The organism is Xylanimonas sp. McL0601 (assembly GCF_049852175.1).
Taxonomy (GTDB): Bacteria; Actinomycetota; Actinomycetes; order Actinomycetales; family Cellulomonadaceae; genus Xylanimonas.
Genome location: NZ_CP187527.1, coordinates 2,235,116 through 2,259,828 on the forward strand (window position 1 = coordinate 2,235,116; position 24,713 = coordinate 2,259,828).

General features: G+C 74.0%; 29 protein-coding genes and 1 riboswitch. Of the genes, 21 read left to right on the forward strand and 8 right to left on the reverse strand.

All coding sequences use genetic code 11. The features are described from left to right. The first annotated feature begins 56 nt into the window (after positions 1–56). From fmt to ACO4JP_RS10315, 11 genes are all read left to right on the forward strand, one after another. A complete protein-coding gene (gene fmt / locus ACO4JP_RS10265) occupies positions 57–1,010 on the forward strand; it encodes a methionyl-tRNA formyltransferase (protein WP_425953593.1) in 954 nt (317 codons plus the stop codon). Then, complete coding sequence (locus ACO4JP_RS10270; RefSeq protein WP_425953594.1) at positions 1,007–2,545, forward strand: RsmB/NOP family class I SAM-dependent RNA methyltransferase; 1,539 nt, start codon at positions 1,007–1,009, stop codon at positions 2,543–2,545. Before fmt ends, ACO4JP_RS10270 begins: the two co-directional genes overlap by 4 nt. A gap of 104 nt (positions 2,546–2,649) precedes the next feature. Next, entirely contained in the window at positions 2,650–3,312 is a 663-nt protein-coding gene (gene rpe, locus ACO4JP_RS10275; RefSeq protein ID WP_425953595.1) for a ribulose-phosphate 3-epimerase, read from the forward strand. A 59-nt stretch (positions 3,313–3,371) separates the two neighbouring features. After that, entirely contained in the window at positions 3,372–3,518 is a 147-nt protein-coding gene (locus ACO4JP_RS10280; RefSeq protein ID WP_425953596.1) for a hypothetical protein, read from the forward strand. 74 nt (positions 3,519–3,592) lie between these two features. Further along, positions 3,593–3,724, forward strand: a riboswitch (FMN riboswitch). Between the two features lie 97 nt (positions 3,725–3,821). After that, complete coding sequence (gene ribD / locus ACO4JP_RS10285; RefSeq protein WP_425953597.1) at positions 3,822–4,910, forward strand: bifunctional diaminohydroxyphosphoribosylaminopyrimidine deaminase/5-amino-6-(5-phosphoribosylamino)uracil reductase RibD; 1,089 nt, start codon at positions 3,822–3,824, stop codon at positions 4,908–4,910. Next, positions 4,910–5,515, forward strand: a complete 606-nt coding sequence (locus ACO4JP_RS10290) for a riboflavin synthase (protein WP_425953598.1) — start codon at positions 4,910–4,912, stop codon at positions 5,513–5,515. The genes ribD and ACO4JP_RS10290 overlap by 1 nt, the downstream gene beginning before the upstream one ends. Then, a complete protein-coding gene (gene ribA, locus ACO4JP_RS10295; RefSeq protein WP_425953599.1) occupies positions 5,512–6,798 on the forward strand; it encodes a GTP cyclohydrolase II in 1,287 nt (428 codons plus the stop codon). The genes ACO4JP_RS10290 and ribA overlap by 4 nt, the downstream gene beginning before the upstream one ends. After that, positions 6,795–7,265: a 6,7-dimethyl-8-ribityllumazine synthase gene (gene ribH, locus ACO4JP_RS10300; RefSeq protein WP_425953600.1), complete on the forward strand. Its 471-nt coding sequence runs from the start codon at positions 6,795–6,797 to the stop codon at positions 7,263–7,265. Before ribA ends, ribH begins: the two co-directional genes overlap by 4 nt. Before the next feature lie 111 nt (positions 7,266–7,376). After that, the gene (locus tag ACO4JP_RS10305) at positions 7,377–7,640 is read left to right on the forward strand and encodes a phosphoribosyl-ATP diphosphatase (RefSeq protein WP_425953601.1); all 264 of its coding nucleotides are present in this window, start codon (positions 7,377–7,379) and stop codon (positions 7,638–7,640) included. Positions 7,641–7,696: 56 nt separating this feature from the next. Next, positions 7,697–8,545 carry an ATP phosphoribosyltransferase gene (hisG, locus tag ACO4JP_RS10310; RefSeq protein ID WP_425953602.1) on the forward strand — a complete coding sequence of 283 codons (849 nt, stop codon included), beginning with the start codon at positions 7,697–7,699 and terminating at the stop codon, positions 8,543–8,545. 74 nt (positions 8,546–8,619) lie between these two features. Beyond that, positions 8,620–9,006 carry a PH domain-containing protein gene (locus tag ACO4JP_RS10315; protein ID WP_425953603.1) on the forward strand — a complete coding sequence of 129 codons (387 nt, stop codon included), beginning with the start codon at positions 8,620–8,622 and terminating at the stop codon, positions 9,004–9,006. A gap of 94 nt (positions 9,007–9,100) precedes the next feature. Here ACO4JP_RS10315 and ACO4JP_RS10320 read toward each other — a convergent pair whose 3' ends face one another. Beyond that, positions 9,101–11,083 (reverse strand): DEAD/DEAH box helicase, encoded by a 1,983-nt coding sequence (locus ACO4JP_RS10320; protein WP_425953604.1) that lies wholly within the window; start codon positions 11,081–11,083, stop codon positions 9,101–9,103. Between the two features lie 302 nt (positions 11,084–11,385). On the opposite strand from ACO4JP_RS10320, the gene ACO4JP_RS10325 reads away from it, so the two are divergent. The 9 genes from ACO4JP_RS10325 (at position 11,386) to ACO4JP_RS10365 (ending at position 17,646) form a co-directional block, all read left to right on the forward strand. Next, complete coding sequence (locus ACO4JP_RS10325) at positions 11,386–11,985, forward strand: CDP-alcohol phosphatidyltransferase family protein (RefSeq protein ID WP_425957086.1); 600 nt, start codon at positions 11,386–11,388, stop codon at positions 11,983–11,985. A 56-nt stretch (positions 11,986–12,041) separates the two neighbouring features. Beyond that, positions 12,042–12,860: a DUF881 domain-containing protein gene (locus ACO4JP_RS10330; protein WP_425953605.1), complete on the forward strand. Its 819-nt coding sequence runs from the start codon at positions 12,042–12,044 to the stop codon at positions 12,858–12,860. Further along, positions 12,857–13,189, forward strand: coding sequence for a small basic family protein (locus ACO4JP_RS10335; RefSeq protein ID WP_425953606.1), 333 nt, complete (start codon positions 12,857–12,859; stop codon positions 13,187–13,189). The genes ACO4JP_RS10330 and ACO4JP_RS10335 overlap by 4 nt, the downstream gene beginning before the upstream one ends. 2 nt (positions 13,190–13,191) lie before the next feature. Beyond that, the gene (locus tag ACO4JP_RS10340) at positions 13,192–14,235 is read left to right on the forward strand and encodes a DUF881 domain-containing protein (protein WP_425953607.1); all 1,044 of its coding nucleotides are present in this window, start codon (positions 13,192–13,194) and stop codon (positions 14,233–14,235) included. Between the two features lie 143 nt (positions 14,236–14,378). Beyond that, positions 14,379–14,861 (forward strand): FHA domain-containing protein, encoded by a 483-nt coding sequence (locus ACO4JP_RS10345; protein ID WP_425953608.1) that lies wholly within the window; start codon positions 14,379–14,381, stop codon positions 14,859–14,861. Continuing rightward, positions 14,858–15,613 carry a MerR family transcriptional regulator gene (locus ACO4JP_RS10350; protein WP_425953609.1) on the forward strand — a complete coding sequence of 252 codons (756 nt, stop codon included), beginning with the start codon at positions 14,858–14,860 and terminating at the stop codon, positions 15,611–15,613. Before ACO4JP_RS10345 ends, ACO4JP_RS10350 begins: the two co-directional genes overlap by 4 nt. 38 nt (positions 15,614–15,651) lie before the next feature. Continuing rightward, entirely contained in the window at positions 15,652–16,203 is a 552-nt protein-coding gene (locus ACO4JP_RS10355) for a bifunctional nuclease family protein (RefSeq protein ID WP_425953610.1), read from the forward strand. A gap of 178 nt (positions 16,204–16,381) precedes the next feature. Further along, entirely contained in the window at positions 16,382–16,981 is a 600-nt protein-coding gene (locus tag ACO4JP_RS10360; protein WP_425953611.1) for a MerR family transcriptional regulator, read from the forward strand. Between the two features lie 5 nt (positions 16,982–16,986). Next, positions 16,987–17,646, forward strand: a complete 660-nt coding sequence (locus tag ACO4JP_RS10365; RefSeq protein WP_425953612.1) for an MBL fold metallo-hydrolase — start codon at positions 16,987–16,989, stop codon at positions 17,644–17,646. Positions 17,647–17,659: 13 nt separating this feature from the next. On the opposite strand, the gene ACO4JP_RS10370 is transcribed toward ACO4JP_RS10365, so the two are convergent. Together ACO4JP_RS10370 and ACO4JP_RS10375 are read right to left on the reverse strand one after the other, a co-directional pair. After that, on the reverse strand, positions 17,660–18,958 hold the full coding sequence (locus ACO4JP_RS10370; protein ID WP_425953613.1) for a phospholipase D-like domain-containing protein: 1,299 nt from the start codon (positions 18,956–18,958) through the stop codon (positions 17,660–17,662). A gap of 72 nt (positions 18,959–19,030) precedes the next feature. Next, positions 19,031–20,098, reverse strand: coding sequence for a tyrosine-type recombinase/integrase (locus tag ACO4JP_RS10375; protein WP_425953614.1), 1,068 nt, complete (start codon positions 20,096–20,098; stop codon positions 19,031–19,033). A gap of 251 nt (positions 20,099–20,349) precedes the next feature. Between ACO4JP_RS10375 and ACO4JP_RS10380 the strand changes: the two genes are divergently transcribed. After that, entirely contained in the window at positions 20,350–20,793 is a 444-nt protein-coding gene (locus ACO4JP_RS10380) for a hypothetical protein (RefSeq protein ID WP_425953615.1), read from the forward strand. A gap of 153 nt (positions 20,794–20,946) precedes the next feature. Here the strand turns inward: ACO4JP_RS10380 and ACO4JP_RS10385 are convergent, their stop codons facing one another. From ACO4JP_RS10385 to ACO4JP_RS10405, 5 genes are all read right to left on the reverse strand, one after another. Next, a complete protein-coding gene (locus ACO4JP_RS10385) occupies positions 20,947–21,483 on the reverse strand; it encodes a DUF805 domain-containing protein (RefSeq protein WP_425953616.1) in 537 nt (178 codons plus the stop codon). A gap of 613 nt (positions 21,484–22,096) precedes the next feature. After that, positions 22,097–22,969 carry an SDR family oxidoreductase gene (locus tag ACO4JP_RS10390; protein ID WP_425953617.1) on the reverse strand — a complete coding sequence of 291 codons (873 nt, stop codon included), beginning with the start codon at positions 22,967–22,969 and terminating at the stop codon, positions 22,097–22,099. Between the two features lie 69 nt (positions 22,970–23,038). Then, a complete protein-coding gene (locus tag ACO4JP_RS10395) occupies positions 23,039–23,416 on the reverse strand; it encodes a hypothetical protein (RefSeq protein WP_425953618.1) in 378 nt (125 codons plus the stop codon). 55 nt (positions 23,417–23,471) lie between these two features. Beyond that, entirely contained in the window at positions 23,472–24,194 is a 723-nt protein-coding gene (locus ACO4JP_RS10400) for a GyrI-like domain-containing protein (protein WP_425953619.1), read from the reverse strand. Positions 24,195–24,210: 16 nt separating this feature from the next. Further along, complete coding sequence (locus tag ACO4JP_RS10405; protein WP_425953620.1) at positions 24,211–24,711, reverse strand: GNAT family N-acetyltransferase; 501 nt, start codon at positions 24,709–24,711, stop codon at positions 24,211–24,213. Positions 24,712–24,713 lie beyond the last annotated feature (2 nt).

Consider the following 24,713-nt stretch of genomic DNA (forward strand, 5'->3'; position numbering starts at 1 on the left):
GGACCTGCGGCGACGCACCACGGCCGTCCACCGGGCCGGGAACGTAGGATCGCGGGGTGCGTCTGCTCTTCGCCGGAACCCCCGAGGCCGCCGTCCCTTCCCTGGAGGCCCTGATCGCCTCACGGCACGACGTCGTCGCCGTCCTCACGCGGGCCGACGCGCCCGCCGGGCGCGGCCGGCACCTCCTGCCCTCGCCGGTACGGGTCGCGGCCGAGGCCGCCGGCCTCCCCGTCATCACCGACGTGCCCCGCGGCGAGGACTTCCTCGCCCGCCTGCGCGAGCTCGGCGTCGACGCCGCCCCCGTCGTCGCCTACGGCCACCTGCTGCGCCCCGACGTGCTCGCCGCGCCCCGCCACGGCTGGGTCAACCTCCACTTCTCGATCCTGCCCGCCTGGCGCGGCGCCGCCCCCGTGCAGCGCGCCGTCATCGGCGGCGACGAGATCACCGGCGCCACCACCTTCCTGCTCGACGAGGGCATGGACACCGGCCCCGTGCTCGGCACCCTCACCGAGACCGTCCGCCCCCGCGACACCTCCGGCGACCTCCTCGACCGCCTCGCCCACGCCGGCGCCGGCCTGCTCGTCGCCACCCTCGACGCCCTCGAGGACGGCGCCCTCGACCCGCAGGAGCAGCCCGCCGACGGCGCCTCCCTCGCCGCCAAGCTCACCACCGCCGACGCCCGCGTCGACTTCCACGACCCGGCGCTCGCGGTGGACCGGCTGATCCGCGGGTGCACGCCCGCGCCCGGCGCGTGGACCACGGTCACGGGGCCCGACGGCTCCGCTGCCCGCCTCGGCCTGGGCCCGGTGATGCCGCGGCCCGACGTCGTCGACCTCAAGCCGGGCGAGCTGCGCCCCGGCAAGCGCGAGGTGCTCGTCGGCACGGCCACGCACGCCGTCGAGCTGGGGCAGGTGCAGCCGGTGGGCAAGAAGCCGATGGCCGCCGCCGACTGGGCGCGCGGGGCGCGCCTGGAGGCCGGCACGATCCTCGGGGCGGAGGACGCGCGGTGAGCGGCGCCCCGAACCGCCCCGGGCGCGACGACGACCGCCGCGACACCCGTGGACGCCAGCGGGGCGCGGCCCGCGCGCGCGGGGACCAGTCCCGCACCGCCGTCGCGCCGTCGCAGCGCCGCCGCGGCACCGACCCGGCCCGCACGGCCGCGTTCGACGTGCTGCGGGAGGTCGACGGCTCGGACGCCTACGCCAACCTCGTGCTGCCGCCGCTGCTGCGCGAGCGCCGGATCGTCGGGCGCGACGCCGCGTTCGCGACCGAGCTCGCGTACGGGACGCTGCGCCTGCGCGGCCGCTACGACGCGATCCTGGCACTGTGCGTCGATCGGCCGCTCGACCGGATCGACCCGCCGCTGCTGGACGTGCTGCGGCTGGGCGTGCACCAGGTGCTGGGCATGCGCGTGCCGCAGCACGCGGCCGTCTCCGAGACCGTGGGCCTGGCCCGCGACCGCGTGGGTACGGGCCCGGCGCAGATGGTCAACGCCGTGCTGCGCAAGGTGGCCCGCACGCCGCTGGCCGACTGGCTGGAGGAGCTGCGCGCCGACGCCCCCGACGCGGTGACCGCCTCCGCGGTCGTCGGGTCGCACCCGGTGTGGATCGCGCGCGCCCTGCGCGAGGCGCTGGCCGGCGACGGCCGCGACCCGGCCGAGCTCGACGCGCTGCTGGAGGCCGACAACGCCGCCCCGCGCGTCACGCTCGTGGCCCGCCCGGGTCTGGTCGGCGCCGACGAGGTGCGCGCCGAGGCACCCGAGGGCGTGCGCCTCGAGCCCGGCCGCTGGCTGCCGACGGCGCTGGTGCTGGGCGGGCAGGACCCGATCGGGGTCCCCGCGGTGGCCGACGGGCGTGCGGGCGTGCAGGACGAGGGCTCGCAGGCCGTCACGCTCGCGCTGGCCGCGGCCCCGCTCGAGGGACGCGACGCCCGCTGGCTCGACCTGTGCGCGGGTCCCGGCGGCAAGGCCGCCCTGCTCGCGGCCCTCGCGGCGCAGCGCGGGGCGACGCTCGTGGCCAACGAGGTGGCGCCGCACCGCGCCCGGCTCGTGGAGCGGGCGCTGCGCGCGGTGCCCGACGGCGTCGTGGAGCGCGTGCGCACCGGGGACGGGCGCGAGATGGGGGAGCAGGAGCCGGGCGCCTACGACCGCGTGCTGGTCGACGCCCCGTGCACGGGCCTGGGCGCGCTGCGCCGCCGCCCCGAGTCGCGCTGGCGCCGCACCCCGGCCGACGTGTCGGTGCTCACCGGGCTGCAACGCCAGCTGCTCGCCTCCGCGCTCGACGCGGTGCGCGTCGGCGGCGTGGTCGCCTACGTCACCTGCTCGCCGCACCTGGCCGAGACCCGCGTGGTCGTCGACGACGTGCTGCGCCGCCGCACCGTCGACGGCGCCGCCGGCGCCGAGCGGCTGGACGCGCCCGCGGCGTTGCGCGCCGTCGTCGTGCCGGGAGCGGACATCCCGCTCGGGGAGCGCGCCGACGCCCAACTGTGGCCGCACGTGCACGGCACGGACGCGATGCACCTGACGCTGCTGCGCCGCCTGCGCTAGCAGCCCCAGGCCCAGCTGATCTCAGGGGCCCGCCGATCTCAGGAACCCTGCGAAATGCCTCCTCGGCCCGCGGCAGGCGCGCGCGGCCCCCTACGCTGGGCGTCATGGCAGCCCTGATCAGCCCGAGCATCCTGTCCGCAGACTTCGCCAACCTGGAGCGGGACCTGCACGCGATCAAGTCCGCGGACTACGCCCACGTGGACGTCATGGACAACCACTTCGTGCCGAACCTGACCCTGGGCCTGCCCGTGTTCGACCGGCTCGCCGCCATCTCGCCGCTGCCGCTCGACGCGCACCTCATGATCGACGACCCCGACCGCTGGGCCCCCGCGTTCGCCGAGGCCGGGGCCGCGTCCGTCACCTTCCACGCCGAGGCGGCGCAGGCGCCCGTGCGCCTCGCCCGCGAGCTGCGCCGCCTGGGCGCCCGCGCCGGCGTCGCGCTGCGCCCCGCCACCCCCGTCGAGCCGTTCCTCGACCTGCTCGCCGAGGTCGACATGATCCTCGTCATGACCGTCGAGCCCGGCTTCGGCGGCCAGACCTTCATCGACGGCACGCTGGCCAAGATCCGCCGCGCCCGCCAGGCCATCAGCGACTCCGGCCTGGACGTGTGGATCCAGGTCGACGGCGGCGTGTCCCGCTCCACGATCGAGCGTGCCGCCGACGCGGGCGCCAACGTGTTCGTCGCCGGGTCCGCCGTGTTCGGGGCCGAGGACATCCCGGCCGAGATCGAGGCGCTGCGCGACCTCGCGAGCGCCCACACCCACTGACCGGAGGCCGGTAGGCCCGACGCACAGCCCCTCGCACGACGGCGGCGCTCGCGCTCGCCGTGGCGCTCGCCGCGCTGGCCGGCTGCTCCGCGGTGCAGTCGCAGGCATGCGTCGACTGGGTGCTGTTCGACACACCGGCCGACGCCGCCCGCGACCATCTGGTGGTGCGCGCGGACGCCTGGCCGCCCAGCCACCCCGCCGTCTGACAGCGCGTCCCGCTCACGGGCGCCTGGCGACAGCGCGTTGCACCGCCGTGGCCGCGGCTGGCACGATCGGCCGGAACATGCTCCGGGGTCGGTGAAAGTCCGAGCCGGCGGTGACAGCCCGCGAACCACGCGAGAGAGATCTCGCGTGGCCGACCTGGTGGAACTCCAGGGCCGACGGTGAAAGTCCGGATGGGAGGACGCATGGGCGGCGCGCGCCATCGCGCGCCGTGACGCGCTGCGGCGCGCCCCTGGTGGGCGTGCCGTCGGTCGTCGACCCCGGAGCGACGAGGCTCCGGAGGACCGATGGGAACGACGCCGCAGGCCACGCACGTGGCAGACGTCCCCGCCGCCATGGACCGCGCCCTCGCGCTCGCCGCGCTCGGCCCCGCCCACGGGCCCAACCCCCGCGTCGGGTGCGTGCTCCTCGCCCCCCAGCGCCACGGCGACACCCACCGCACCGTGATCGGCGAGGGCTGGCACCGCGGCGCCGGCACCCCCCACGCCGAGGTCGCCGCGCTCGCCGACGCCCGCGCCCGCGGCAACGACCCGCGCGGCACCACCGCCGTCGTCACCCTCGAGCCCTGCAACCACACCGGCCGCACCGGCCCCTGCGCGCAGGCACTGCTCGACGCCGGCGTCGCCGAGGTGGTGCACGCCCTCGACGACCCGGGCGCCGCGTCCGGAGGAGGGGCCGCGCACCTGCGCGACCACGGCGTCCCCGTGCAGCCCGGGCCGCGTCAGGCCGAGGCGCTCGGGCTCGTCCGCGCCTGGCACCACGCCGTCCGCACCGGCCGGCCCTACGTCACCCTCAAGCTCGCCACCACCCTCGACGGCCGCGTCGCCGCCCTCGACGGCACCAGCCGCTGGATCACCGGCCCCGACGCCCGCGCCCACGCCCACGCCGTCCGCGCCACCGTCGACGCCATCGCCGTCACCACCGGCACCGCCCTCGCCGACGACCCCGCACTCACCGCCCGCACCCCCGACGGCACCCGCACCGAGCACCAGCCCCTGCGTGTCGTCGTCGGACACCGCGACCTGCCCACCACCAGCCGCCTGCACGGCCCCGGCGGCGAGCTCCTCCACCTGCACACCCACGACGTCCACCACGTGCTCGACGAGCTCCACACCCGCCACGTGCGGCACCTGCTCGTCGAAGGCGGACCCGCGCTCGCCACCGCGATGCTGCGCGCCGCCCTCGTCGACCAGGTCCACGCCTACATCGCACCCATGCTCCTCGGCACCGGACCCACCGCCGTCAACCCCCTCGGCATCACCACCCTCACCGCAGCCCCCCGCTGGCAGACACACCACCTGCAGCAGCTCGGCCCGGACGCCCTGCTCGTCGCCCGCACCACCGACACCTCCCACACCCCAGACCAGGAGAGCTGATGTTCACCGGCATCGTCGAAGAGCTCGGCCGCGTCCGCGCACTCGACCACGGCACCGACGGCCGCGACGCCGTCCTCACCATCGACGCCACCCACACCACCCAGGACGTCCGCCACGGCGCCTCCATCGCCGTCGACGGCGTGTGCCTCACCGTCACCACCCTCGACGACGACGGCTCCTTCACCGCCGACGTCATGCCCCAGACCCTCCGCCTCACCACCCTCGGCACCCTCCGCGCCGGCGACCCCGTCAACCTCGAACGCGCCGTCCCCGCCGGCGGACGCCTCGACGGGCACATCGTCCAAGGCCACGTCGACGGCACCGCCACCCTCACCTCCCGCCGCCCCGGACCCCGCTGGGACGAGCTCACCTTCGACCTCCCCACCCACCTCCACCGCTACGTCGCCCCCCAGGGCTCCATCGCCCTCGCCGGCGTCTCCCTCACCGTCACCCACGTCACCGACACCGGCTTCGGCGTCGCCCTCATCCCCACCACCCTCGCCGCCACCACCCTCGGCACCCTCCGCCCCGGCGACCACGTCAACGTCGAGGTCGACGTCCTCGCCAAGTACGTCGAGCGCATGCTCACCCTGGGGGAGCGATGACCCGGGCAACCGCGAACACCCTCGAACGGGCGCTCGCGGCGCTCGCGGCCGGGCGCCCCGTGCTGGTGGCGGACGCCGACGACCGCGAGGCCGAGGTCGACGTCGTGCTCGCCGCGCGGCACGCCGACGCGCGGTGGGTCGCCTGGACCGTGCGGCACACCTCCGGGTACCTGTGCGCGCCCATGCCCGCCGCCCGCGCCGACGCCCTGGCGCTGCCGCCGATGGTCGCGGACAACCGCGACCCGCGCCGCACGGCGTACGCCGTGTCGGTGGACGCCGCGACGGGCGTCACCACGGGCATCTCCGCCGCCGACCGCGCGCGCACCCTGCGCGTGCTGGCCGACCCCGCGACGACGCCGGACGGCCTGATCCGCCCCGGGCACGTGCTGCCGCTGCGCGCCGTGCCCGGCGGCGTCCTCGAGCGCCCGGGACACACCGAGGCCGCCGTCGACCTGGTCCGCCTCGCGGGCGCGGGCGACGTCGGCGTCATCGCGGAGCTGGTGCACGACGACGGCGACATGCTGCGGCTCGCGGACGCGCGCACGCTGGCGGCGGCCGAGGGGCTGGAGCTGCTGACCATCGCCGAGCTGGCGGCGTGGCGGGAAGAGCACGACCCCGTCCGGCAGCGGGAGCTGGCCCCTCGCGTCGAGCACGTCGCCGACGCGCGCCTGCCCACCGAGCACGGCGTGTTCCGGCTGCACGCGTTCCGGGACGCGCTGACGGGGGCGGAGCACGTCGCGCTCGTCGCTCCCGTCGAGGCGGGCGAGGTGCCCTGGGTGCGGGTCCACTCCGAGTGCCTCACGGGCGACTCGTTCGGCTCGCTGCGCTGCGACTGCGGCCCCCAGCTGCAGACCGCCCTCCGCGCGGTCGCGCGGCACGGCGGCGCCGTCGTGCACCTGGGCGGGCACGAGGGCCGTGGCATCGGGCTGGCGGCCAAGGTCGCCGCCTACGCGCTGCAGGACCAGGGCCGCGACACGGTCGAGGCCAACCTCGACCTCGGGCTGCCGGTCGACGCGCGCGAGTACGGCGCCGCGGCCGCGATCCTGCAGGCCCTGGGCCTTGCCCGCGTGCGGCTGCTGACCAACAACCCGCTCAAGGCCGAGGGCCTGCGCGCGGCAGGCGTCGACGCCGTCGGGCGGGAGCCGCTCGAGGTGGGCGCCGGGCCCGAGAACCAGCACTACCTGACCACCAAGAAGCGATCGATGGGCCACCTGCTGGAGCTGCACGCCCCGGCGGTCACGACCAGCCCCCACGGCATTGCCAGGACGAAGGAGAACGCATGAGCGGCGCCGGAGCACCCACCCTGACGGTCGACGGACGCGGCCTGCGCGTCGTCGTCGTCGCCGCGAGCTGGCACGAGCGCGTCATGGACGGCCTGCTCGACGGCGCCCGCCGCGCGCTGGCCGACGCCGGCGTGACGCAGGTGACCGAGGTCCGCGTGCCGGGCTCGTTCGAGCTGCCCGTCGCGGCCGCGCGCGCCGCCGGGGGAGGGGCCGACGCGGTCGTCGCCCTCGGCGTCGTCATCCGGGGCGGCACGCCGCACTTCGACTACGTCTGCTCGGCGGCGACGACGGGCCTCACGGACGTGAGCGTGCGCACCGGCGTCCCGGTGGGCTTCGGCGTGCTCACGTGCGACGACGACGCCCAGGCGCTCGACCGGGCGGGGCTCGAAGGCTCGCACGAGGACAAGGGCTACGAGGCCGCCCAGGCGGCGGTGGCGACCGTCGTCGCGCTGCGCGCTCTGCCCTGATCGTTCCTGTCGAACAAATAGTGTGCCAAGCGTCCCGAGGAGAGCGATCCCACCGTCCCGAAGAGCGAACCGAGCCCGGGCGCCGGGGGCCCTTCGCCTAGGCTGAGCGCCGTGAAGACCTTCGACGCGCTGTTCGCCGAGCTGACCGAGAAGTCCGTGACCCGCCCGGAGGGCTCGGGCACCGTCAAGGAGCTCGACGCCGGCGTGCATGCGATCGGCAAGAAGATCGTCGAGGAGGCGGCCGAGGTCTGGATGGCGGCCGAGCACGAGGGCGACGCCCGCACGGCGGAGGAGATCTCGCAGCTGCTCTACCACCTGCAGGTGCTCATGGTGGCCAAGGGCCTGACCCTGGACGACGTGTACACGCATCTGTGAGCGGCTCCGCCGCGCCGTCGTCCACCCAGTCAATGACCACCTGAACGAGGTCCCAGATGCTCCGCATCGCCGTGCCCAACAAGGGCTCCCTGTCCGAGCCCGCCGTCGAGATGCTGCGGGAGGCGGGCTACAAGCAGCGCCGTGACTCGCGCGAGCTGGTGCTCGCCGACCCCGACAACGACGCCGAGTTCTTCTTCCTACGCCCGCGGGACGTCGCCGTGTATGTCGGCGCGGGCACCGTCGACGCCGGCATCACCGGCCGCGACCTGCTGCTGGACTCGGGGGCGGACGCCGTCGAGCACCTGCCGCTCGGGTTCGCGCGCTCGACGTTCCGCTTCGCGGCCCCCGCGGGCACCATGACCGACGTCGCGGACATCGCCGGCAAGCGCGTCGCGTCGTCGTACACCACGCTGGTGGGCCTCCACCTCGCCGACCAGGACGTGGAGCCTGCGGCGATCGTGCACCTGGACGGCGCGGTCGAGAGCTCGGTGCAGCTCGGCGTCGCCGACGTGATCGCCGACGTCGTCGAGACCGGCACCACGCTGCGCGCGGCCGGCCTCGAGGTGTTCGGGGAGCCGATCCTGCGCTCCGAGGCGGTGCTGATCCGCCGGGTCGACGCCGAGCTGACCAACGGGATCTCGGTGCTGACGCGTCGGCTGCAGGGCGTGCTCACGGCCCGTCAGTGGGTGCTCATGGACTACGTGGTTCCGAACGACCTGCTCGAGGACGCGGTGGGCATCACGCCGGGCTTCGAGTCCCCGACGGTGTCGCCGCTGCACGAGTCCGGCTGGTCGGCGGTGCGCGTGATGGTCGAGCGCTCGACGATGAACCGGACGATGGACGCGCTGTACGACGTCGGCGCGCGCGGCGTGCTGATCACGTCGATCCTGGCCAGCCGGCTCTGACGGGGGAGAGGGCCACGTCCGGCGACGAGTTCCGCACGTTCCGCCCGCTCTGGGCGACGGTGGCGGCGTGGGCCGTGGGCCTGCTCGCCGTCGGCGGCACGCTGTTCGTGGGGTTCACGGCGCACGCCCCGCTCGCGACGCTGGCGGCCAACCGGTGGAGCTTCGTCGGGTTCGCGGTCTGCGTGGCCCTGCTGCTCTGGCGGCTGGGGGGCGTGCACGCGAAGCCGTCGTCGCGTGGGTTGCTGGTCCGCAACCTCGTGGCGACGCGGCGGCTGGCGTGGCCCGAGGTGCTCGCGGTGCACATGACGGTCGACGACCCGTGGGTCGTCCTCGACCTCGCTGACGGCGGCACCCTCGCGGTGATGGCGATCCAGCGGGCGGACGGCGAGCGTGGCATGCGCGAGGCCCGCCGCCTGGCCCACCTGGTCCGGACCCTGGGAGAGGCTCCCGACCCGGCGTAGCCGTGGACATGACTTCGTAGCTCGTGGGAGCGACTTCGGCCCGGTCTCTGTGAGAGACCGGGCCGAATTCATGCCTGCAGCGGTGCTGCGGAGGTCACCAGCGGGGCTTGCGCTCCCCGAAGGAGGCGCGCTCGGTGCGCGGCTTGCGCTCCGGGCGGTCCGAGCGGTCGAACCGGTCCGAGCGCTCCGGGCGGTCGAAGCGGGACGGGCGCTCGTCGCGGTCGAACCGCGCGGGACGGTCCGCGCGCGGCGCACGCGCCCCCTCCGGGGCGCCGTGGTCCACCGTGATGCGCAGGGCGCGGCCGGCGACGCGGGCACGCGACAGGCGGTCGATCTGCGTGTCGCTCAGCGGGGCGGTGATGTCCACGAGCGAGAACGAGCCGAAGATGTCGATCTTGCCGACGTCGGAGCCGGTCAGGCCGCCCTCGCCGGTCAGCGCACCCACGATCCCGCCCGGGTTGACGCCGTCATTGTGGCCGACGGCGACGCGGTACCGCGTGCCGGCGGCCGGGCGGCGGATGCCCGTGCCACGCGTGAACGTGCGCTCGTCACCGTCGCGCGCGGGGCGGCGCTCGGTGCGCTCGAACCGGTCGCCGCGAGCGCCGCGGTCGCCGAGCTCGTGCTTGCGGGTCTCGCGGGCCTGGCGGGCGGCGCGGCCTTCGGCCTGCTCCTTCTCGTACTCCTCCTGCTCGGCGCGCATGCGGGGGCCGTCGTCGCCGACGGCGAGGGCGAGGAGGGTGGCGGCGAGCTCGACGGCCTTGGCGGGGTCGATGATGCCGGCCTGCTCGCCGTCGCCGGTGGTGACGTGGTCGCGGACGAGCTGGGTGTAGAGGTCGAGGCGGCCGGCGTCGCGGCGGGCGGGGACGCCGCCGAGCATGGTCTTGGCGCGGTGGGCGGAGACGTCGCGGGGGGAGGGGATGTCGAGCTCTTCGAGGGTGGCCTTGATGGTGGCCTCGATGTGCTTGAGCTTGCCGCGCTCGTGGGGGGTGATGAAGGAGACGGCGCGGCCGGTGCGGCCGGCGCGGCCGGTGCGGCCGATGCGGTGGACGTAGGCCTCGGGCTCGCGGGGGATGTCGAAGTTGACGACGAGGCCGACGCGGTCGACGTCGAGGCCGCGGGCGGCGACGTCGGTGGCCACGAGCACGTCGAGCGCGCCGGACCGCAGGCGCTCGACGATCTTCTCGCGCTCCTTCTGGGCGACGTCGCCGGAGATGGTGGCGGCGGAGATGCCCTTCTCGATGAGGGCTGCTCCGACCTCTTCGGCGGCGGACCGGGTGCGGGTGAAGACGATGGCGGCGTCGGCGTCGGAGGTGGCGAGGATGCGGGTTAGGGCGCCGACCTTGTGGCGGAACGGGACGACGGCGTACGTCTGGTGCACGGACGCGACGGTGGAGGACTGGCGGGCGACGGCGACCTCGACGGGGTCGGTGAGGTGGTCGTCGGCGATGGCGCGGATGGCGGGCGGCATGGTGGCGGAGAAGAGCGCGACCTGTCGCTTGGCGGGGGCCTTGGAGAAGATCTGGTCGACGTCTTCGGCGAAGCCCATGCGGAGCATCTCGTCGGCCTCGTCGAGGACGAGGAACCTGGCGCCGTCGAGCACGAGGGATCCGCGCTCCATGTGGTCCATGACGCGGCCGGGGGTGCCGACGACGACGTGGACGCCGTCGCGCAGTGCGCGCTGCTGGGGGACGTAGGGCGCGCCGCCGTAGACGGCGAGGACGCGGACGCCGGGCAGGTGGGTCGCGAAGGACTCGATGGCCTCGGACACCTGGATGGCGAGCTCGCGGGTCGGGGTGAGGATCAGGCCCTGGACGGAGCGGTCGGCGGGGTTGACGGCGGCGAGGAGGGGGAGGCCGAAGGCGGCGGTCTTGCCGGTTCCGGTCTGGGCGACGCCGGTGATGTCGCGGCCGGCGAGCAGCGCGGGGATGGCCTGGGCCTGGATGGCGGAGGGGGTGGTGAAGCCGAGGTCGGCGACGGCGGCCTCGAGCTCGGCGGGGAGGCCGAGGGTGTCGAAGCCGGGCAGGACGGGGGCTTCGGTGGGCTCGGCGGGCGCGACGACGTCAGGGCTGGTGGGCATGGGTGCACCGTTTCTGTTCGGGAGCGGGAGTCCTGCCCGTCACGGAGGACGGGCGGTCGCGGCTCCCGGGACACAGACACACACCTGCCCGCTTCCGGGCTCAGAGGCCGGGAGGGGCGCACGACGATGCGGGAAGAGCGACGAACTCCAGAATGGGGTCGGTCCATCCTACGGTCACGGCGCGCCAGCGGGGGTGCGCGGGGCGGTGAGTTCGGTCACCGTGGGGTCGGGGCGCGCGTGTGAGCGGCGGGGTCGCGGTGCATAGGATGGCGCCAGCCGCGGCGGGCGGCGCTGGTGAGGGGATGGTGGGCGTGCAGCAGGATCAGGAGGTCGGCTCCTCGGTCTGGACCGTGCCCAACGTCATCAGCTTCCTGCGGCTGGCGCTGGTGCCGGTGTTCGCGGTGCTGATCGTGTCCCACCATGACGTGTGGGCGCTGATCGTGCTGGCGTTCTCCGGTTTCACCGACTGGCTCGACGGCGTGCTCGCCCGCCGCCTGCACCAGGTCAGCCGGCTGGGGCAGATGCTCGACCCGGCCGCGGACCGCCTGTTCATCTTCGTGTCCCTCGTGGGCCTGGCCTGGCGCGACGTGGTGCCGCTGTGGCTCGTCGTCGTGATCGTGGCGCGCGACGTCATGCTGATGTGCCTGCTGCCGGTCCTCGCCCGCCACGGGTACGGTCCGCTCGAGGTCAGCATCGTGGGCAAGGGCGGCACGTTCGCGCTGCTGTACGCGTTCCCGCTGCTGCTCCTCGCGGAGGCCCCCGGCGTCCTCGGCACCGTGGCGCACGTGGTGGGGTGGGCGTTCACGTTCTGGGGCGTGGGCCTGTACTGGCTGGCCGGCCTGCAGTACGTCGTGCAGGCGCGCAAGCTCGTCGCGGCGGACGCCGCCGCGGGGGCCGCGTGACCGCGGCGCCCCCTCCGGGCACGCCCGGCGCCCCGCCACGGCGCCCCGACGCGTCCATGACGCTCCTCATCGAGGTCATGGAACGCCCCCTCGACCCTGGGTACGCCGAGGCCGCCGCCCGACGCCGGGCCGCCGCGGCCGCAGGCACGCTCCGCCGCCGCACCCCCGCCACCTGGGTCGCCGTCGTCGTCCTGGCCCTGGCGCTCGGCGTCACGACCGCGGCCGCCTCGCACCAGCTGCGGGTCCCGCAGCCGTCGGTCACCGAGGCCCGCACCGTCCTCGAACGCCAGATCACCGCGCGCAACGCGCAGGTCGCCACCCTGTCCGCGAGCGCCGAGCAGCTGTCGCGGGAGATCGTCGACCTGCAGCGGTCGGCGCTGGAGACGCAGGATCCGGGGCTGCTGGACACGATCCGGCGGGACAGCCTGCGTAACGGCACGGACGCGGTGCATGGTCCGGGGCTGGTGGTGTCGCTGACGGACGGTGGTGGCGGCCTGGTGGGGGAGCCGGACCCGAACTCGCTGGTGCGTGATGCCGACCTGCAGACCGTGGTGAACGCGCTGTGGGACGCGGGGGCGGAGGCGATCAGCATCGACGACCAGCGGCTGACGTCGAAGTCGTCGATCCGTAACGCGGGGCTGGCGGTGCTGGTGAACCTGGTGCCGTTGCCGGGCCCCACGTATGTGGTGCGGGCGGTGGGGGATGCGGACGCGATGCAGACGGCGGTGGCGCGTTCGGGGCTGCCGGCCTACCTGGAGGTACTGGGTTCGACGTACGGGATCCGGTCGTCGACGGTGACGCAGTCGGGGCTGGAGCTGCCGGGTGCGGGGGCGCAGCCGTTGCAGTACGCCCAGCCGGTAGGCTCCGAGCCATGATCGCCGTCGTGGGGCTCGTCGTGGGTGTGGTCGCGGGTCTGCTGTTGCAGCCGACCGTCCCCGTCGTGCTGCAGCCGTACCTGCCGATCGCTGTGGTCGCGGCGCTGGACGCGCTGTTCGGCGGGTTCCGGGCGATGCTGGACGGGCTGTTCGACGATCGCGTGTTCCTGGTGTCGTTCCTGTCGAACGTGCTGGTGGCGGCGTTCATCGTGTTTCTGGGTGACCAGCTGGGCGTGGGGTCGCAGCTGTCGACCGCGGTGGTCGTGGTGCTGGGTATCCGCATCTTCTCCAACGCGGCGGCGATCCGCCGGCACGTGTTCAAGGCGTGAGTGTGACGGACGCGGTCGAGAAGCCCGGGGAGACGCAGGAGACGCCTCGCGAGGAGGCGCACGCGCCGACCGGGGCGGGGGCTGTGCCCCGCGAGACGGGAGCCGTTCCGGGGGAGGCGGAGGCCGCGTCCGCTGAGGCGGAGGCGGAGGCTGCGCCTCCCGCGGAGCCCGAAGCCCCCGCGGAGGCGGTCGCCCCGGACGAGGCCGAGCCGCCGGCGGAGGTCGCGCCTCAGGACGAACCGGAGCCCGCCGAGCCCACCGAGCCAGGGGAGCCCCGGGAAGAGCAGCCGACCCTGCCGCCGGCGGAGGTCGCGCCGGAGCCGCCCTCGACCTACCGGCGTCTGGCGCGCGGCCTGCGCCCCACGTTCTCCCGCTCGCAGCTGCTGGCGGGCCTGCTGTGCGCGCTGCTGGGGTTCGCCCTGGTGGTGCAGGTGCGGCAGTCGGGGCAGGACGAGCTGTCGTCGCTGCGGCAGGACGACCTGGTGCGGCTGCTGGACGAGGTCACGGGCCGTGCCGAGCAGCTCGACGCGGAGGTGTCGCACCTGCAGGCGAGCCGGGACGAGCTCGCGTCGGGCACCGGCAAGGCGCACGCGGCGCTCGAGCTGGCACAGCAGCGCGCGACGTCGGAGGGCATCCTGTCGGGCCGGCTGCCCGCGCAGGGGCCGGGCGTGGTCGTCGAGATCGGGGACCCGCAGCGGCAGCTGCGCGCGGCGCAGATGTTCAACCTGTTGGAGGAGCTGCGCAACGCGGGCGCGGAGGTGGCGCAGGTCAACGACGTGCGGCTCGTGACGTCGTCGGCGTTCGTGGACGGTGCGGGCAGCATCGTGGTGGACGGCACCACGCTCACGCCGCCGTACCGGTGGACGGTGATCGGGGACCCGGCGACGCTCGACCGGGCGCTGGAGATCCCGGGTGGTGCGCTGCCGACGATCCGGCAGGCGGGTGCGAGCGCGTCGACGACGCGCGAGGACCAGGTGACGGTCGATGCGACGGTGCGGCTGACCGACCCGCGGTTCGCGCGCCCGGTCGAGCCCGACAACGGCTGACGCTGCCGCGGGCGGGCGTGCCGCGGCGACACGACCTGGCACGACGTGCGTCGGCACCCGTCGTGGGTTCCCGCTCGGCGTGGTCACGGGGTAGGTTGAACGGACGACGGCGCAGCACGCGCGGCAAACTCTCAGGAGGACTGATGACGGACCCCCGCTCCCAGCCGCAGCCCCATGCCGCGGACGTCACGGCGACGCTCGGGCGGATCGTCGCGCCCGCCGCCGAGGAGCAGGTTCCGCGGCTGCCCTTGACCTCGGAGGACGCCGCCGCCGTCGGCGCGCTCCCGCGCCACTCGGCGCTGCTGGTGGTCCAGCGCGGCGCCGGGGTGGGGGAGCGGTTCCTCCTCGACTCCGACCGCGCCGTCGCCGGTCGCAGCGAGCAGGCCGACATCTTCCTCGACGACGTCACCGTCTCCCGCAAGCACGCCGAGTTCGTGCGCGACGGCGACCGGTTCGTCGTGCGGGACATCGGCTCCCTCAACGGCACGTACGTGAACCGTCAGCGCATCGACGCGGCGGTGCTCACCACCGGCGACGAGGTGCAGATCGGCAAGTTCCGGATGTCGTTCCAGGCGAGCCCGCAGGCTCAGCAGGCGCCGCGGGAGACGACGGCGCCCGGCTCGTGACGCGGCTGCCCGCGCGCGCCGACGCCGCGGGTGTACAGCTCGACGAGACGCACGAGCCCTGGCCGCGAGGCATCTCCCGCCAGGCGACGATGCGGATCTCCGACGTGCTCGCGGCCCTCGGCCCCGAGTTCGGCGGCATCAGCCACTCCAAGCTGCGCTTCCTCGAGGAGCAGGGCCTCATCCACCCGGTGCGGACACCCGCCGGGTACCGGCAGTACAGCCCGGCCGACGTCGAGCGGCTGCGGTTCGTGCTCACCGAGCAACGCGACTCCTACCTGCCGCTCAAGGTCATCAAGGAGCGGCTCGCCGCGATGGATGCCGGCGAGCCGGCACCGGGCCCCGCCCCGCGGCTGGCCGGCGGCACCGCCGTCGCCCCGGACGGCTCGCGCCGCGTGTGGACCACGACGACCGTCGCCGAGGCCACCGGCGTCGACCCTGCGTTCGTCCACGCACTCATCCACGCCGGCCTGCTGAAACCCGGCCCCGGCGACCGCCTCGACGCCGGCGCTCCCGACGTCGTGCGGCTGGCCGCCCAGCTCGCGGAGCACGGCATCGAGCCGCGGCACCTGCGCACCCTGCGCGCGTCCGCCGACCGGCACGTCGCGCTCGTCGACCAGCTCGTCGCGCCCCGGCGCCGGCAGCAGACCCCGTCGGCGCAGGCCCAGGCCGCGACGCTCGCCAGCGAGGTCGGCGAGCTCCTCGCACGGCTGCACTCGGCCTGGCTGCGCCGCGGCGTCGAAGAGCTCACCTGAGCACGCAGCACCCCAGGGTCGCGGCGTAGCGTGACCCCATGGCCGATGGACCCTTCGACGAACGGGACGTCTCCGGCGACGTCCCGATGGTGCCGGTCGAGGTGCTCGGCGTGCGCCAGCAGCAAGGGGGCGGCGCCGTGGAGAACGAGATCGTCGTGCTGCTGCTGGACGCCGCCGCGGACCTCGCCGTGCCCATCGTCATCGGTCCGCGCGAGGCCTCCGCGATCGCCATGGCCCAGGCCGGGCTCGTCACCCCCCGCCCCATGACGCACGACCTCATGCGCGACCTGCTCGGCGCCGTCGGCGTCGAGCTCGAGCGCGCGGAGATCGTCGCCCTCGACGGCGGCATCTTCTTCGCCGAGCTCGTGCTGTCGAACGGCAGCCGCGTCGACTCCCGCGCGTCCGACGCCATCGCCCTGGCCGTGCGCACCGGGTCGCCCGTGCTGTGCTCCGCCGAGGTGGTCGCCGCCGCCGGGATCGAGGTCGTCGACCTCGAGCAGCAGCGCGAGGTCGAGAAGTTCCGCGACTTCCTCGACCACGTCGAGCCCGACGACTTCTCCGGGCCCGCGCCGGGCGGCAAAGGACCCTGACCCTGACCCTCACCCTCAGGTCGAACGTCACGCCCCGGCCGCCGCCCGGCCGGGCGAACACGCTGACCCTCAACTCGAAGGTGAGAGTCGCGACACGCCGGGGCCCCAGGGCGCGTCGTCGTTGTGCTGGCCCCCTCCCCGGCCTAGCGTGGAGCCAGACATCCCACAGGAGGCACCAGTGAACAGCAGCGGTGAGGCCAGCGCCCCTGCAGGCACGCCCGCCAGCTCCGCGGCCCACGGCGCCCAGGGGCTCCTCTTCGGTGACGACCTCACCGAGCAGGACGCCGGCACCGGCTACCGGGGCCCCACGGCCTGCCGGGTCGCGGGCATCACCTACCGGCAGCTCGACTACTGGGCCCGCACCGGGCTGGTCGAGCCGTCGATCCGCCCCGCGACCGGGTCCGGCACCCACCGGCTGTACAGCTTCCGCGACATCCTGGTGCTCAAGGTCGTCAAGCGGCTCCTCGACACCGGCGTCTCCCTGCAGCAGATCCGCAGCGCCGTGCAGCACCTGCGCGAGCGCGGCGTCGACGACCTCGCGCAGATCACCCTGATGAGCGACGGCGCCTCGGTGTACGAGTGCACGTCGCCCGACGAGGTCGTCGACCTCGTCCAGGGCGGTCAGGGCGTGTTCGGCATCGCCGTCGGGCGCGTGTGGCGGGAGATCGAGGGCACCCTGTCCCAGATGCCCACCGAGACCCTCGGCGACGAGGAGGAGCTCGCGCCGCAGGCGGGCGACGAGCTCGCCGCCCGCCGCGCCAAGCGGCAGGTCGGCTGAGACCCGTGCGCCTCACCTTCCACGGGCACGCCTGCGTGCGGCTCGACCACGCCGACACCGCGCTCACGATCGACCCCGGCACCCTTTCCCAGGCCGCGAGCGCCCTCGACGGGGCCACCGCGGTGCTCGTCACGCACGACCACGCCGACCATGTCGACGTCGGGGCGGTGGTGGCGGCGCTGGGCTCGAGCCCGGGTCTGGAGGTGTTCGCGAGCGGTCCGGCTGCTGCGGCGCTGGTCGCGGGCGGGGCGCCGGCGGGGCGGGTGCACGCGCTGGTCCCGGGGCAGGAGCTTGCGCTGGGCGGGGCGCACGTCGTCGTCGGCGGGGGCGAGCACGCGCTGATCCACGCGAAGATCCCGCGGGCGTTGAACGTGACGTTCCTGGTCGAGCTGGGCGGGCGCAGCGTGTACCACCCGGGGGACTCGTTCGACGCGCCTGGGCGTGAGGTGGACGTGCTGCTCACGCCGGTGTCGGCACCGTGGATGAAGCTGGGCGAGGCGATGGACTACGCGGCCGCGGCGACGGCGCCGTACGTGGTGCCGGTGCACGACGCGCTGCTGAGCGAGGTGGGGCACGCGATGGTGGGGCGGCAGCTCGGCAACCGCGATCTGGCGGGTGATCACGAGTACGCGCGGCTCGCGGTCGGGGAGTCGCTGACGCTGTAGGCGGCGGGCCCGTTCAGAGCAGGGGCGCGAGCGGGGAGACGAGCCGTTCGCCCACCTTGTTGAGCGTGGGGCGGGCCTCCCAGGCGTCGCGGGTGAGCTCGCGGGCGTTGGTGAGGTCCATGGCGAAGACGCGCTCGAGGGTGGCGGCGACGTCGGCGTCGACGATCTCGAGGTTGATCTCGTAGTTGCCTGTCAGGGAGAGCCTGTCGATGTTCGCGGTGCCGATGGTGGACCAGCGGCCGTCGACGGTGGCGGTCTTGGCGTGGATCATCGCGTCGGTGTAGAGGAAGATCCGCACCCCGCCGCGCAGCAGCGTGCCGTAGTGGCCGCGGGCGAGCCAGTCGGCGACGACGTGGTTGGACCGCTCGGGCACGAGCACGCGCACGTCCACGCCGCGGCCGGCGGCGGCGAGCAGCGCGGCGAGGATCTCCCGGTCGGGGATGAAGTAGGCCTGGGTGATGTGCACGTGGTCGGTGGCGCGGTCGATGGCGTCCAGGTACACGTTGCGGATCGGGAAGACGAGGTCGCTGGGGGAGTTGCGGGCGGCGCGCAGCTGGGGCAGCCAGGCGGTGGAGCCGACGTCGCGCAGCATCGGCAGGGCGGGGGTGCGCCAGTGGTTCCAGAAGTCGACGAACGCGTTGCGCAGCTCCCAGACCGCGGGCCCGGTGAGGCGTATGTGGGTGTCGCGCCAGTGCCGGGCGTACAGGGAGCCGATGTTGTAGCCGCCGACGAACCCGACCTCGTCGTCGACGACGAGGAGCTTGCGGTGGTCGCGGCCGGAGGCGCGCAGCGGTGACACGAGCAGGCCGGCGCGCACCCACGGGAAGCGCAGGGCGTGGATGCGCGAGTCCAGGCGGAAGAAGGAGCGCGGCACCACGAAGTTGGCGAACGCGTCGTAGGCGACGTACACCTCGACGCCGCGGGCGGCGGCGGCCTCCAGGGCGTCGCGGAAGCGGCGGCCGACGGTGTCGCCCTTCCAGATGTAGGTCTCGAAGAAGATGCGGTGCTGGGCGGCGGCGATGGCGTCGAGCATGTCGGCGTACAGGTCGTCGCCGAAGGTGTAGACCGTGGTGGTCGTGGAGCCGACGGTGTTGTCGGCGGGCGGGGCTGTGGGGAACGGGGCGTCGAGCGGGTGGCGGTGGCGGCGCAGGCGTTCGGCGGCCATGAGGGCCAGGCCGGTCGCGACGGGAACGCATGCGGCGACCATGCCGGCGCGTGCGGCGGTGCGGCGCACGCCCGCCCAGCCGATGCCCGCGGGCAGCACGACCGACAGTCGGGGGAGCCGGGCTGTCAGGTCCGAGAGGCGGGGCACGGGGTCACGGTAGCCCGGGCGCGGCGGCCCCGCAGGGTGGGGTGGCGGCGTCGTCGCAGGTGGCGGTGCGACTCACCCCTCACGGGTGAGGGTGGCGTCCAGCGCGGCGGACAGTGGGTGGGCGCGGATCGCCGCCGCGAGCTCGCCCTCGATCCGGTCGAGGTAGACGCCGGTCGTGGCGATCGACGCGTGACCGAGCAGCTCGGCCACGACCTTGACGTCCCAGCCCTGCGCCACCAGCAGCGTCGCCGTGGTGTGCCGCAGCGCGTGCGGCGTGGCCGGCCGCCGGTAGGCGGGCGGCATGCGCTCGACGGCGCGCGCGAGCAGACCCCGGACCGTCTGCGGGTCGGCGCGCCGCCCGCGCCAGGTGAGCAGCAGCGCGCGCTGCGCGTCGTCGTCGTGCGGGCGCAGCGCGGCCAGGCGGGGGCGCAGCCCGGTGAGGTAGTCCTCGAGGGTGGCCGCCAGGGGTGGGCTGAGGGCGACGGTGCGCACGGCGCCGCCCTTGCCGACGATGCGCCACCGCGTCTGGTCGGGCTCGCGCGCGAAGTCGGCGACGTCGGCACCCGCGAGCTCGGACACGCGCGGGCCCAGCACCAGGAGCAGGGCGACGACCAGGCGGTCGCGCAGGGCGAGGTCCTGGTCGCGGCGGGCCGCGGCGGGCGCGGGGGCCGGGGTGTCCGACGTCGTGGCCAGCAGCGCCTGCGCAGCCGCCGACGACAGCGCCGTTCTCGCCACGCGCAGGCCGCCGCGCACGCGGGCCGGGGGCGCGGCCCACAGCATCGGGTCGGCCTGCACCCAGCACTCCCGCGCGGCGTGCGTGAAGAACCGGGTGGCGGACTGCCGGAACCGGTTCACCGTCGCGGTCGCGCGGCCGGGGCCGCGCTTGCGGGCCGGGTCGGTGAAGCGGCCGTCGGGGAGCGACTGGTAGGCCACGAGGGCGTCGTCGACGTCGTCGCCGGTGACGTCGTCGAGCACCCGGTCGGGGCCGAGCAGGCGGGTCAGCTCGCCGATGTCGCGGGTGTAGCTGCGGGCGGTGGTGGGGGACAGGACGCCCCGGACGGCGTCCTTGCGCACGGCGTCGAGGTAGCGGTCGGCGGCCTCGGCGACGGTGAGGAGGGTGAGCCGGGGTGGGGCGACCAACGGGACCTCCTGGTGTCGGGGAGCGCGCGCGGCAACACGCCGACCTGCGATGACGTGGCTCAGGGTAGAAGAAGCGTCCGACACTGACGCCCGGCCGACGTGATGTCACAACACTGTGTTGTACCATACACACTGGTTTGGGGTATTTGTCCGAATTAGCCTACACTCAGGGTGCCTCGGGCAGGGTCCAGGGTCGGTTTCCGGGGGGCACCCGATGTGGCGCAGACCGGCGGGAACCTAGCGTGCAGGGCATGACCCAGTCCGCGCGACCCGACCCTGATCACCAGGGGACAGCGCCGTGGCAGCGGGTCGCGTGGCCGACCGCCGTCGTGCTGGGGCTGCTGGGGCTGGCGCGGCCGGTCGCGGCCGTCGTCGCGAGGGCGGCGCACACGGACCTCGGCCTGGCGGCAGTCTGGATCACGGTCGCCGTCTCGGTGGTGTGGGTCGTCGTGGTCGCGGCACGGCGCAGCACACCTGCCATCCCGACGCTCGTGGCGGCCGGTCTGGTGCAGGCGGCGTCAGCGGCCGTGCTGGCGCTCGGCACGACGTGGGTCTTCGACGGCAAGCCCGCCGGGCCGCTGGTGCGTCCGGTCGAGCTCGCGGTGCTGCTCGGTGCGGGTGCGCTGTGGGGGCTCGTGTGCGGCGCGGCAGCGCTGACGCTCCGACGCGCGCGGGAGCGCTGGCACAGGCACTGAGGGGAGCGCCGGAGGGGCGCTTCTCAGGAACGAATTGACATAATGTGCATTATCGGTTCGCTGGTGAGATCGCCGAGAGTGGCCTCGAGGGGCCCCGTCCCCACGTGCTGTCCAGGGCTGCCGCGCTCGGATACCGCCGCACGCGGCGTAGGGTCACCGGCCTTCGAGGATCTCGGCCTTCATCGCCGCGAACTCACCGTCCGACACGACGCCGGAGGCGTGCAGGTCGCCGAGGCGTCGAAGCCGGTCGAGGGAATCGCCGGCGGGTGCGCCCAGTGCCTGGGGGGCAGGCGGGAACACCGCGGCCCGGCCCAGCGGGTCAGGCCCGTACTGGTTGTCCCCGCAGGTGCCCCCGGCCACCGTGAGGACCAGCAGGATGATGCTGCCGACCAGCGGAATGAGCGCGAGGAAGCACAAGGAGCCGGGTTGGTCTGTGTCGTGGAGCCGGCGAACTGTCACGGCAATGCTCAGCACGATCGAGCCGAGCGACAGCGCCAGCAGGAGCAGCACCGTCGGGATGGCCACGATGGCGCCGATCACGGTGTTGCCGGAGTTGGTGAACGTGAGACTGGCCAGGTAGACGACGAACCAGGGGACGAAGGCAAGGGCCACGGCGAGGTTCCACCACCAGTACTCGGCCAGGCTGGCGCGCCCTTCGAACTTCGTGTACTTGCGCAGGACGGTCTGCACCGCGTCGATGATGGGCAGGTTGTGGGCCGTCGGTGCGGCGGTGACCGGGTCAGGCGGCGTCGGTGCCGGGTTGTGAGCCATGCGCAACGGTGATCTGACGGGTTACGTGGGGTGGCCCTGAGCAGCGCGAGGTGCCGCGGCCAGGTGGGCCGCGCCTTCCCGAGGAGCCCACCGGTCTTCCCGGTGCCGACCGAGCAGTTCCGCAATCACTTCAGGCGCCAGTTCGGAAGCGAGGTTCGGCAGCATCCTCTTGGCCACAAGGCAACACTACGGCGACGGGCTGCCGCGGGCCGCTGTCGTGAACTCGCCAGGTTGCTGCCTGCTGTAGGAGTCCCTCACGCTTCAGGAGGCTCCGTGCCGCCACTGTCCGAGCAGGCTGAAGGACCGCTCGACCACGATGCGCCAGTTGTGGGTCTCGCGGTCGAGCTTCGGCGGGCGCCCGCCCCTGGAGCCGCGTCTGTTCCGGTTGGCTTGCTGGTCTGGCGGTTCTAGCCGACATGCGCGTCAAGCTCGTTGTCGCACTGCACGTCAGAGCCCTGACCGGTGCCAACTAGGTTGATGCACGACACCTACCGCGACAGCTGACCGACGCTCCTCCGGCACTGAGCCCAGCTCACTGAAGCCCGAAGCCGCCGTCCGTCGTGAGCACCTGCCCGACAACCCATGACCCGGCCGGGCTGACGAGCCATCCGATCAGCCGCGCCGGATCGGTGGGTTCGCCCCACCGCCCGAACGGCGTCGCAGCCCGCAGCGCCTCCAGCTCTTCGAGCGGTCGATCCGTCGACTCCGGGTCCAGGTAGCCGGTGTTCACCGGCCCGGGGTTGACCGTGTTCAGGACGATGCCAAGCTCAAGAAGCTCGGCGGCAACCGTCGCTGTCACGCCCGCGAGCGCCGCCTTGGAGGCCGCGTAGGCGACCTCTCCGCGCATCGGTCCGTCCGACTGACCGGACGTTATCCAGATGACCTTCGGCGCGCTGGCGGGGTCGGCCGGCGCCGTGCGTGTCTGCCGCTCCCCCGGCCTCGTCCCGGCCGCGTGCGTGCGGAACTGCCTCGCGAAGCGCTGTGTCAGCTGGATCGTGGAGCGTGTGTTCGTCTGCCAGAACTCGTCGAGCACTTCGGGGGTCATGTCGAAGATGGACCCGTCGCCGCCGCTGCGCGCGTGGTTGCACACGAGGATGTGCACGGCGCCGGTCAGTCCCCGAGCCGTCGAGAACAACGCGTCGAGCTGCTGGGGATCGCGCAGGTCTGCGCTCGCGCGGCCGGAGACGGCGGTGCCGCGTAGCGCCTGTCGGACACCGTCCGCGACGGCCGCGAGGTCGTCACCGCCCCAGGGTTGGTCCGCGTCGTGGGGCGCGAAGTCGTGCGTGAACACGCTCGCCCCGAGCCGAGCGAGTCCGCGGGCGACGGCGTACCCGATGCCCTTGCGTCGTGAGACACCGGTGACGAGTGCGGTGCGACCGGCGGGTGGAAGGTCCTCAGCATGCATTCGGCGGACATATCGGGGCGTGGCAAGAGCACCTGGCTCGCTCGACTGCCCTCGAGCTGCCTCGAGGGGTTAGCGACCGCCCTTGGCGGTGTAGTCGGCGGGGTCGTACTGGATTCTGAGTTCCCGAATGCTGCCGTCCTGGATGACGAAGAACTCGGAGAACCGGACGGTGCCGCCGGGCAGCTCGGCGTCGTACAGGGTCGCCGCGTGTCCGGAGTCGGCCACGAGGTGGATCGGGCTGATGCTCTTGACGTTGGCGATGAATCCCCGGACGCCGACGAGGAAGCGAGCGGCTCCGGCGAGGCGGCCCGCGATGGGACCCTCGAAGTCCAGCTTCGCATCGAGGATCGGCAGGAGTTCCTCGCCGTCAGCGTAGGCGTCGATCCCGGCGGTCAGGATGCGGTAGTACTCCCCCAGCGGCGCGGGCGCGTTGTCGAACACGGTCATCGGGTGTCCATTCCTCGATCGGCCATCGGTCTGGACAGTCAACCAAGAAATGCACCTACGGTCGCGCGACACGTTGAGCTCGAACCCCAGGTCGACGTCGCAGGCGCTGGAGCAAGTGGCGAAGGCGAGACCCTGCCGGCTCCTCAGCGCGATCGTGCCCAGGACACGAACTCGCGCTCGACGTCATCGAAGAACACGTCTCCGGTGCGACTCTGCGCACGTCGCTGAAGTAGATCTCGTGATGCATGCCGTCCATGCGCAGCCCGTGCCCGGGGATGAACTCGTCGTGCATCCGCTGCAGCACGGGGCCCTCGTCGTCGAACGACCCGACGTGCAACGTCTGCACACAACGCTCCTCGGCCAGCGGCTGCAGGCGGACGTCGCCGAGACGCGCGGGTGGGTTCTTGGCGCCGGCCTGCTCGACGGCGGCCGCGAGCGCCGGGTCGTCGGTCCAGTCGGGAACCATGAGCATCATGGTCCAGTCCCACTGCGACTTGTCGCGTGACGCGGTGAAGACTTCCATGTCTGCGGACCACCACAGGCCCTCCAGGGGCGGGACGGCGTAGTCGCGTCCGCGCTCGTGTTTGCTGGCGAACTTCAGCTTGTACGCCACGGGGTAGAGCGCCTCGAGCGCCGCGGTGTAGGCGGGCGACGTGTTCGGGTCGCCGTGGCCGTCGATCATGAGGTACTGCAGCGGCGGCACGTGGAGGATCCGGAACTCGCCTCGTTTCGCGTGGTAGCTGTCGAGGGTCTTCGTGAAGTCGATCTTGTCGGCCATCGGTCGCCTCCGTCGTTCACGGTCGCGCGAGGTAGGCCTGCTTCGCGTCGGGTGAGAAGCCGCAGCTGCGGTAGAACGCGTGCGTCACCGGGTTCGTGGACCCCGTCAGGAGCATGGCCTTGTAGCAGCCGGCCGCCCAGGCGGCGTCGAGCGTCGCGGCCATGATCCGCTTCCCGAGCCCGGTCCCGCGGACGGCCTCGTCGACGACCACGTTCTCGATCACGGCGTAGGGCGATGCCCCGCGGGTGATGTTCGGGATGACGTTGAGGTAGGTGGTCGCCACCACCGTCCCGTCGAGCTCGAGGACCATGAGGGTGAGCCCGGGGGTCTTGAGGATCGTCTCGAACGCGTCACGGTGGGGCGCGCCCTCGACGATCGGGTCCCTGGGGGTGAGCTGGCGGTAGAGCCGGACGATGGCCGGGAAGTCCTCGGCTGCTGCCTCGCGGATCACGGGTGCAACGTAGCGGACGCGCCGCAGGCCGCGCGTGAGGTCTGGGCTCCTCTCGCCAGGCCGCACGG